Raw genomic sequence first — 9,456 nt, 5'->3', positions numbered from 1 at the left:
ATGGCGGGGTGGGTCCGGTTGAGGGGGTGTCCGCGGCATGGATGCCGCGGCCAAGCCCCCAGGGACGGGTTTACGGCGTCCCCCTCAACCGGACCCACCCCGCCATCCCACGGAATGCCCGCTTTTGACGTTGACGTTGCCGTTGATCCAAGCGGGTGCAGGGCTGCAAGCCCTGCGGAAACCATCACCCCGCCGGGGTGCCGGCACCGTGCAGGTAATCCAGGCTCACCTGCAGCAGCGCGCGGAACCCGACATCCAGCGCCTTCTCATCCAGCAGGAACTTCGGCGAATGGTTCGCCGGCGCCGTTGCCGGATCGATGCCCGCGCTGGTGGAGCCGACGAAGAAGAACATGCCCGGCACCTCCTTGGCGTACAGCGAGAAATCTTCCGCACCCATCTGCAGCGGTGGCTCGTATACGTTGTCCTTGCCCACCACCGCCTGCAGGCTCGGCAGCATCTTCGCGGTCAGTGCCGGGTTGTTCACCGTGGCCGGGTTGCCATCGGCTTCGTAGATCTCGGTCACCGCCTTGGCACCATGCGCGGCGGCGGTGTGCTCGGCCACGTTGCGCAGGTCGGCGAAGATCTGCTGGCGCATGCCTTCGTCGAAGGTGCGGATGGTGCCGACCATCTCCACTTCATCGGGAATGATGTTGTAGCGGATGCCGCCGTTGATCGCGCCGAAGGTCAGCACTGCCGGCTGCTTGGACAGGTTGGCGCGGCGGCTGACGATGGTCTGCGCGGTGCCCACCAGGTCGGCGGTGGCGACGATCGGATCAACCCCGTTCCACGGCGCCGAGCCATGCGTCTGGCGGCCGATCACCTTGATCCCGAACCGGTCCGAGGCCGCCATCAACGGGCCACCGCGCACCGCGATCTGACCCACCTGCACGCTGGAGAACACATGCAGGCCGAACACCGCTTCCGGCTTGAAATCGGCGAACAGGCCTTCCTTCAGCATGAGTGCCGCACCACCCTCTTCCGGCGGCGGTGCGCCCTCCTCGGCCGGCTGGAAGATCAGCATCACCTGGCCCGGCAGGTCCTTCTTCATCGACACCAGTGCTTCGGCCACGCCGAGCAGGGTCGCGGTGTGGGCGTCATGGCCACAGGCATGCATCACGCCCACGGTCTGCCCGCGGTACTGGTCAGTGGCCTTGGAGGCGAACGGCAGGCCGGTCTGCTCGGTCACCGGCAGCGCGTCCATGTCGGCGCGCAGGGCGATCTTCGGCCCCGGCTTGCCGCCCTCGATGATCGCCACCACGCCGTGGTGGGCGATGCCGGTCTTCGGCTTCAGGCCCATCGCACGCAGGCGCTTGGCGACCTCGGCCGAGGTGCGCGCCTCGCGGTTGGACAACTCCGGATGCTGGTGGAAATCGCGGCGCCATTCGACCACCTTGGCCTGCAGCCGCTGCGCGGCGGCGGTCACTTCCGGGCGCTGCCCGTCCTGGGCGTGGGCAAGGGCCGGCAGGGCCAGCAGCAGGGCGGACAGCAGCAGCGAACGGCGCATCGCAATCTCCACGGCAGAAGGGTTCCAGCTGAATGTAGGGCAACACCGCCGCCACGGGAACCTCCGGCGCTCGATCCGGTCTTAGCGCCCGTCCCATCCGTCATGCAGGAAACGTGATGTGGCACAGGTATGCTTTGCGCATTGCCCCGGCGTCCCGCCTGGTCCAGCCCTCTCGGAGTCCTCGTAATGTCACGTGTTTGGAAGATCGTGCTGCTGGTCGTGGCAGTGCTGGTGCTGGCCGTGGTCGGCCTGCGCGTCATGGGCGGGGGCAAGGACAAGGCCGGTGGTGCAGCTGCGGGGGCGCGCCAGGGCGGCGAGGATCCGAATGCCGGTCCAGTACCGGTGACCGTGGTGGAGGCCACGCGCCAGGACGTGCCGGTGTATGCCAGCGCGCTGGGCACGGTGACTGCGATGAACACCGTTACCGTCAGCCCGCAGGTCGGCGGCCAGCTGATGAGCCTGAATTTCCGCGAAGGCCAGGAAGTGAAGCAGGGTGACGTGCTGGCGGTGATCGATCCGCGCACGGCCCAGGCCAGCTATGACCAGGCCGCCGCAGCCAAGCGCCAGAACGAAGCCCTGCTGGCCACTGCGCGCTCCAACTTCCAGCGCTCGAACGCGCCTGAGTATCGCCAGTACGTCGCCAAGACCGATCTGGATACACAGCGAAACCAAGTGGCACAGTACGAAAGCGCCGTGGCCGCCAACGAGGCCAGCATGCGTTCGGCGCAGGTGCAGCTGCAGTACACCAAGGTCACCGCACCGATCTCCGGCATCGCCGGCATCCGCGCGGTCGACGCGGGCAACGTGGTCAACGCCGGCACCGCGCTGGTCACGCTGACCCAGATCCATCCGATCCACGTGCTGTTCAACCTGCCCGAGCGCCAGCTCGGCGACGTGCGCCAGGCGCAGGCCGCCGGCACGGTGCCGGTGGCCGCGCTGGACCGTGCCGATTCGCATGTGTTGTCCGGCGACGGCAAGCTCGACGTGGTCGACAACCTGATCAGTGCCGACAGCGGCACGTTCAAGGCGCGCGCGATTTTCGACAACACCGACAACGGCCTGTGGCCGGGCCAGTTCGTCAACGTGCGCATGCAGCTGCGCACGATCGCCGGTGGTGTGGTCATCCCTACCCAGGCGGTGCTGCGTGGCCCGGATGGCGAGTACGTCTACATCGTGCAGGGCGACAACACGGTAAAGATGCAGACCGTGCGCAGCGGCGTGGAAGTGGGCGACAGCCAGGTGCAGATCGCCGAAGGCCTGAAGGGCGGCGAGCGGGTGGTCAGTGAAGGCCAGTTCCGCCTGAAGCCGGGCAGCAAGGTCACCGCGCTGAAGCCGGGGGAGACCCCGGCCGCACCGACCGAGGCCGAACTGAAGGCGGCCGAGCAGAAGAACGCAGGCGGCGGTGGCCGCCGCGGTGGTGGCCCGCGCTGAGCGCAGGCCACTGATCTCCCTCGCGCCGGCATACCCGCCGGCGCCGACATTGAAGTGCCAGCAAGGATCAGTCCGTGGGCTTTTCGACGATCTTCATCCGCCGCCCGATCGCCACCTCGCTGTTGATGGCGGGCCTGTTGCTGCTGGGCATCCTCGGTTACCGCAAGCTGCCGGTGTCGGCGCTGCCGGAAATCGATGCGCCCAGCCTGGTGGTCACCACCCAGTACCCCGGCGCCAACGCCACCACCATGGCCTCGCTGGTCACCACCCCGCTGGAGCGCCAGTTCGGGCAGATTTCCGGGTTGGAGCTGATGACCTCCGACTCGTCGGCCGGGTTGTCGACGATCATCCTGCAGTTCTCGATGGACCGCGACATCGACATCGCCGCGCAGGACGTGCAGGCGGCGATCCGCCAGGCCACCCTGCCCTCGTCGCTGCCCTACCAGCCGGTCTACAACCGGGTGAATCCGGCCGACGCGGCCATCGTCACCCTGAAGCTGACCTCCGACACGCGCCCGCTGCGCGACGTCAACAATTACGCCGACTCGATCCTGGCCCAGCGCCTGTCGCAGGTGCAGGGCGTGGGACTGGTGTCGATCGCCGGCAACGTGCGCCCTGCCGTGCGCATCCAGGTCAATCCGGCGCAGTTGTCGAACATGGGCCTGACCCTGGAGCAGCTGCGCAGCGCACTGACCCAGGCCAACGTCAATGCGCCCAAGGGCTCGTTGAACGGCAAGACGCAGTCCTACAGCATCGGCACCAACGACCAGCTGGCCAGCGCCGCCGAGTACCGCGACACCATCATCAGCTACAAGAACGGCCGCCCGGTGCGCCTGTCGGACGTGGCCGAGGTGATCGATGGCGTGGAGAACGACCAGCTGGCCGCCTGGGCCGATGGAAAGCCGGCGGTGCTGCTGGAAGTCCGGCGCCAGCCTGGTGCCAACATCGTGCAGACCGTCGAGCGCATCCGCGCGATCCTGCCGCAGCTGCAGGGCGTGCTGCCGGCCGACGTGCACCTGGAGATCTTCAACGACCGCACTGAGACCATCCGCGCCTCGGTGCATGAAGTGCAGTTCACCCTGATCCTCACCATCGGCCTGGTGGTGGCGGTGATCTTCGTGTTCCTGCGCCGGTTGTGGGCCACGATCATCCCGTCGGTGGCAGTGCCGTTGTCGCTGGCCGGCACCTTCGCGGTGATGGCCTTCGCCGGGATGTCGCTGGACAACCTCTCGCTGATGGCGCTGGTGGTGGCCACCGGCTTCGTGGTCGACGATGCGATCGTGATGATCGAGAACATCGTGCGCTACATCGAGCAGGGCAAGAGTGGCAAGGAAGCGGCCGAGATCGGCGCGCGCCAGATCGGCTTCACCGTGCTGTCGCTGACCGTCTCGCTGGTGGCGGTGTTCCTGCCGCTGCTGCTGATGCCCGGCGTCACCGGACGCCTGTTCCACGAGTTCGCGTGGGTGCTGAGCATCGCGGTGGTGCTGTCGATGCTGATCTCGCTGACGCTCACCCCGATGATGTGTGCCTACCTGCTCAAGCCCGACGCCCTGCCCGAGGGCGAGGACGCGCATGAGCGCGCGGCAGCGGCCGGCAAGCAGAACCTGTGGACGCGCACCGTCGGCCTGTACGAGCACAGCCTGGACTGGGTGCTGGGCCACCAGCGCCTGACCCTGGCCGTGGCCGGCGGCGCGCTGGTGCTGACCGTGCTGCTGTATGTGCTGATTCCCAAGGGCCTGCTGCCCGAACAGGACACCGGCCTGATCACCGGCGTGGTGCAGGCCGACCAGAACATCGCCTTCCCGCAGATGGAACAGCGCACCAAGCAGGTCGCCGAAGCACTGCGGCACGATCCGGATGTGACCGGCGTGTCGGCGTTCATCGGTGCCGGCAGCATGAACCCCACGCTCAACCAGGGCCAGCTGTCGATCGTGCTGAAGGAGCGCAGCCAGCGCGATGGCCTGGACGAGATCCTGCCGCGCCTGCAGAAGGCGGTGGCCGGCATTCCCGGCGTGGCGCTGTACCTGAAGCCGGTGCAGGACGTGACCCTGGATACCCGCGTGGCCGCTACCGAGTACCAGTACTCGCTGTCGGACGTCGATTCGGCAACGGTGGCCACCCAGGCCACGCGCCTGACCGAAGCGCTGCGCAAGCGCCCGGAACTGGCTGACGTGGACAACAACCTGTCCAACCAGGGCCGCGCCCTGGAGCTGAACATCGACCGCGACAAGGCCAGTGTCCTGGGCGTGCCGATGCAGACCATCGACGACACGCTCTACGATGCGTTCGGCCAGCGCCAGATCTCCACCATCTTCACCGAGCTCAACCAGTATCGCGTGGTGCTGGAAGTGGCGCCGGAGTTCCGCACCAGCACCGCGTTGATGGAGCAGCTGGCGGTGGCCTCCAACGGCGCCGGCGCACTGACCGGCACCAATGCCACCAGCTTCGGCCAGGTCACCTCGTCCAACTCGTCGACCGCCACCGGCATCGGCGCGCAGAACACCGGCATCACCGTCGGCGCCGGCAACATCATCCCGCTGTCGGCGCTGGCCGAAGGCAAGGTCAGCAGCGCGCCGCTGGTGGTCAGCCACCAGCAGCAGCTGCCGGCGGTGACGGTCTCGTTCAACGTGGCGCCGGGCTATTCGCTGTCCGAAGCGGTGCGTGCAATCCAGGAGACCAAGGACAGCCTGGACATGCCCACCCACCTGCATGCCGAGTTCATCGGCAAGGCCGCCGAGTTCACTGGCAGCCAGACGGACGTGGTGTGGCTGCTGCTGGCCTCGCTGGTGGTGATCTACATCGTGCTGGGCGTGCTGTACGAGAGCTACATCCACCCGATCACGATCATCTCCACGCTGCCGCCGGCCGGTGTCGGCGCGCTGCTGGCGCTGATGCTGTGCGGCCTGAGCCTGTCGGTGGATGGCATCGTCGGCATCGTGCTGCTGATCGGCATCGTCAAGAAGAACGGCATCATGATGGTGGACTTCGCGATCGAGGCCCGCCGCGCCGGTGCCAACGCGCACGAAGCGATCCGCCGTGCCTGCCTGCTGCGCTTCCGCCCGATCATGATGACCACCGCCGCGGCCATGCTGGGCGCGCTGCCGCTGGCCCTGGGCACCGGGATCGGCTCGGAGCTGCGCCGCCCGCTGGGCATCGCCATCGTCGGTGGCCTGCTGCTGTCGCAGCTGGTGACCCTGTACACCACCCCGGTGATCTACCTGTACATGGAGCGCTTCTCCGAGTGGCTTGCCCGCCGCCGCGAGCAGCGTGCGTTGCGCGACGGTTCGCTGCAGGAGCCGCAGGCATGATCCACGCCCCGCTGCTGCAAGGGGCCGCACGATGAACCTGTCCGGCCCCTTCATCCGCCGCCCGATCGGCACCGCGCTGCTGGCCATCGGCCTGTTCATGGTCGGCCTGATCTGCTACCTGCGCCTGGGCGTATCGGCACTGCCGAATATCGAGATCCCGGTGATCTTCGTGCATGCAAGCCAGTCCGGCGCCGATGCGGCGACCATGGCCTCCACGGTCACCGCGCCGCTGGAACGCCATCTCGGCCAGCTGCCGGGCATCGACCGCATGCGCTCGTCGAGCTCGGAAGGCAGCTCGCTGGTGTTCATGATCTTCCAGAGCGGCCACAACATCGATTCGGCCGCGCTGGACGTACAGACCGCGATCAACTCGGCGCAAGCCGACCTGCCCTCGGGCATGGGCTCGCCGATGTACCAGAAGGCGAACCCGAACGACGACCCGGTCATCGCCATCGCGCTGACCTCGCAGACGCAGTCGGCCGACGAACTGTACAACGTCGCCGATTCACTGCTGGCGCAGCGCATCCGCCAGATCAGCGGCGTTGCCTCGGTCGACATCGCCGGTGCCTCCACGCCAGCGGTGCGGGTGGACGTCAACCTGCGCCTGATGAACGCGCTGGGACTCACTGCTGACGACCTGCGCAACGCCGTGCGCGCGGCCAACGTGACCTCGCCCACCGGCTTCCTCAGCGATGGCAACACCACCACTGCGATCATCGCCAACGATTCGGTGGCGCGTGCGGCCGACTTCGCCGACCTGGTGGTCAAGACCCAGGGCGATGGCCGGGTGATCCGCCTGAAGGACATCGCCAATGTCTACGACGGCCAGCAGGATGCCTACCAGGCCGCATGGTTCGACCACAAACCGGCGGTGGTGATGTACGTGTTCACCCGTGCCGGCGCCAACATCGTGGAGACCGTGGACCGGGTCAAGGCGCAGATCCCGACCCTGCGCGACTACCTGCAGCCCGGCACCACGATGACGCCGTACTTCGACCGTACGCCGACCATTCGTTCGTCGCTGCATGAAGTGCAGATCACCCTGCTGATCAGCCTGGCGATGGTGGTGCTGACCATGGCGCTGTTCCTGCGCCGGCTGGCACCGACGCTGATCGCCGCAGTGACCGTGCCGCTGTCGCTGGCCGGTGCCGCGCTGGTGATGTACGTGATGGGCTTCACCCTGAACAACCTGAGCCTGCTGGCGCTGGTGATCGCGATCGGCTTCGTCGTGGACGATGCGATCGTGGTGATCGAGAACATCATGCGCCACCTCGATGAGGGCATGCCGCGCATGCAGGCGGCGCTGACCGGTGCGCGCGAGATCGGCTTCACCATTGTCTCGATCACCGCCTCGCTGGTCGCGGTGTTCATCCCGCTGCTGTTCGCCAGCGGCATGATGGGCGCGTTCTTCCGCGAGTTCACCGTCACCCTGGTGGCGGCCATCGTGGTCTCGATGATCGTTTCGCTGACGTTGACCCCGGCGCTGTGCAGCCGCTTCCTCAGCGCCCATGACCACAGCGCGCCGCCGTCGCGCTTCGGACGCTGGCTGGATGCCGGCCACGAGCGCATGCTGCGCATCTACACCGTGTTCCTGGACTTCTCGCTGCGCCACGCGCTGCTGCTGTCGCTGACGCCGCTGATCCTGATCGGCGTCACCATCTTCCTGTTCGGGGCGGTGAAGAAGGGCGCGTTCCCGCCGCAGGACACCGGCCTGATCTGGGGCCGCGCCAATTCCAGCGCCACCGTCTCCTTCGAGGACATGGTCGCCCGCCAGCGTCGCATCACCGACATGCTGATGGCCGACCCGGCAGTGAAAACCGTGGGTGTGCGCCTCGGCAGCGGCCGTCAGGGCTCCAGTGCACAGTTCAACATCGAGCTGAAGTCACGCAGCGACGGTCGCCGCGAAACCACCGCACATGCGTTGGCGCGACTCAGTGCCAAGGCCGATCGCTACCCCGACCTGCAGCTGCGCCTGCGCGCGATCCAGGACCTGCCCAGCAACGATGGCGGCGGTTCCAGCCAGGGCGCGCAGTACCGCATTTCCCTGCAGGGCAACGACCTGGCTGCTTTGCAGGAATGGCTGCCCAAGCTGCAGGCGGAACTGAAGAAGAACCCGAAGCTGCGTGACGTCGGCACCGACGTGGACAATGCCGGACTGCGCCAGAACATCCAGATCGACCGCGCCAAGGCCGCGCGCCTGGGCATCACTGTCGGCGCCATCGACGGCGCGCTGTACGGTGCGTTCGGCCAGCGCCAGATCTCCACCATCTATTCGGACATCAACCAGTACAGCGTGGTGGTCAACGCCCTGCCCTCGCAGACCGCCACCCCGGCGGCGCTGGATGAGGTGTACGTGCGTGCGCGCAACGGCGACATGGTGCCGATCACCGCGGTGGCCACACAGATGCCCGGCCTGGCTCCCTCGCAGATCACCCACGAGAACCAGTACACGACGATGGACCTCAGCTACAACCTGGCTCCGAACGTGAGCATGGGTGAGGCCAAGGCGATCATCGATGCCACCGTCGCCGGCATGCGCATGCCTGGCGACATCCGCCTGGCCGACGATGCGGGCTTCGGCTTCAATTCAGATCCCAGCGACATGCTGATCCTGGTGTTTGCCGCGATCCTGACCGTCTACCTGGTGCTGGGCATGCTCTACGAGAGCCTGATCCACCCGGTCACCATCCTGTCCACGCTGCCGGCGGCGGGCGTCGGTGCGCTGCTGGCGTTGTTCGGCACCAACACCGAACTGTCGGTGATCTCGATGATCGCGCTGGTTCTGCTGATCGGCATCGTCAAGAAGAACGCGATCATGATGATCGACTTCGCCCTGGTGGCGCAGCGCGAGCATGGGCTGGCGCCGCGCGATGCCGCACGCGAGGCCAGCATCGTGCGCTTCCGCCCGATCATGATGACCACGATGGTCGCGATCCTGGCGGCGGTGCCGCTGGCGATCGGTCTGGGTGAAGGGTCCGAGCTGCGCCGCCCGCTGGGCATCGCGATGATCGGCGGCCTGCTGTTCTCGCAGAGCCTGACCCTTCTCAGCACGCCGGCGCTGTACGTGATCTTCTCGTGCCTGGCCGAGCGTTGGCGCGCACGCCGCGCACGCAGGCGCGAAGCCAAGCTGCTCAAGCGCGCGCAGCGGGCGTAGAAGGGCCCATCCACGCGCGGCGTGGATCTATGGGTAGAGCCGGCCGCTGGCCGGCTTTC

Annotated in this window: 4 protein-coding genes; 3 read left to right on the top strand and 1 reads right to left on the bottom strand. The window is 67.2% G+C overall.

Features of this window, described 5'->3' with window-relative positions:
- Positions 1-184 precede the first annotated feature (184 nt).
- Positions 185-1,504 carry a M20 family metallopeptidase gene (locus tag VG566_RS10230; RefSeq protein ID WP_032957881.1) on the bottom strand — a complete coding sequence of 440 codons (1,320 nt, stop codon included), beginning with the start codon at positions 1,502-1,504 and terminating at the stop codon, positions 185-187.
- A gap of 186 nt (positions 1,505-1,690) precedes the next feature.
- Here VG566_RS10230 and VG566_RS10225 point away from each other — a divergent pair, with 186 nt between their 5' ends.
- The 3 genes from VG566_RS10225 (at position 1,691) to VG566_RS10215 (ending at position 9,397) form a co-directional block, all read left to right on the top strand.
- Positions 1,691-2,935 (top strand): efflux RND transporter periplasmic adaptor subunit, encoded by a 1,245-nt coding sequence (locus VG566_RS10225; protein WP_014648647.1) that lies wholly within the window; start codon positions 1,691-1,693, stop codon positions 2,933-2,935.
- 74 nt (positions 2,936-3,009) lie between these two features.
- Positions 3,010-6,243, top strand: a complete 3,234-nt coding sequence (locus tag VG566_RS10220) for an efflux RND transporter permease subunit (RefSeq protein ID WP_032957879.1) — start codon at positions 3,010-3,012, stop codon at positions 6,241-6,243.
- 31 nt (positions 6,244-6,274) lie between these two features.
- The gene (locus tag VG566_RS10215; RefSeq protein WP_049403847.1) at positions 6,275-9,397 is read left to right on the top strand and encodes an efflux RND transporter permease subunit; all 3,123 of its coding nucleotides are present in this window, start codon (positions 6,275-6,277) and stop codon (positions 9,395-9,397) included.
- The last annotated feature ends 59 nt before the right edge of the window (positions 9,398-9,456 follow it).

This window comes from Stenotrophomonas sp. CASM114 (genome assembly GCF_049384325.1).
Classification (GTDB): Bacteria; Pseudomonadota; Gammaproteobacteria; order Xanthomonadales; family Xanthomonadaceae; genus Stenotrophomonas; species Stenotrophomonas muris.
This window is presented reverse-complemented; position numbering and strand designations above follow the sequence as displayed.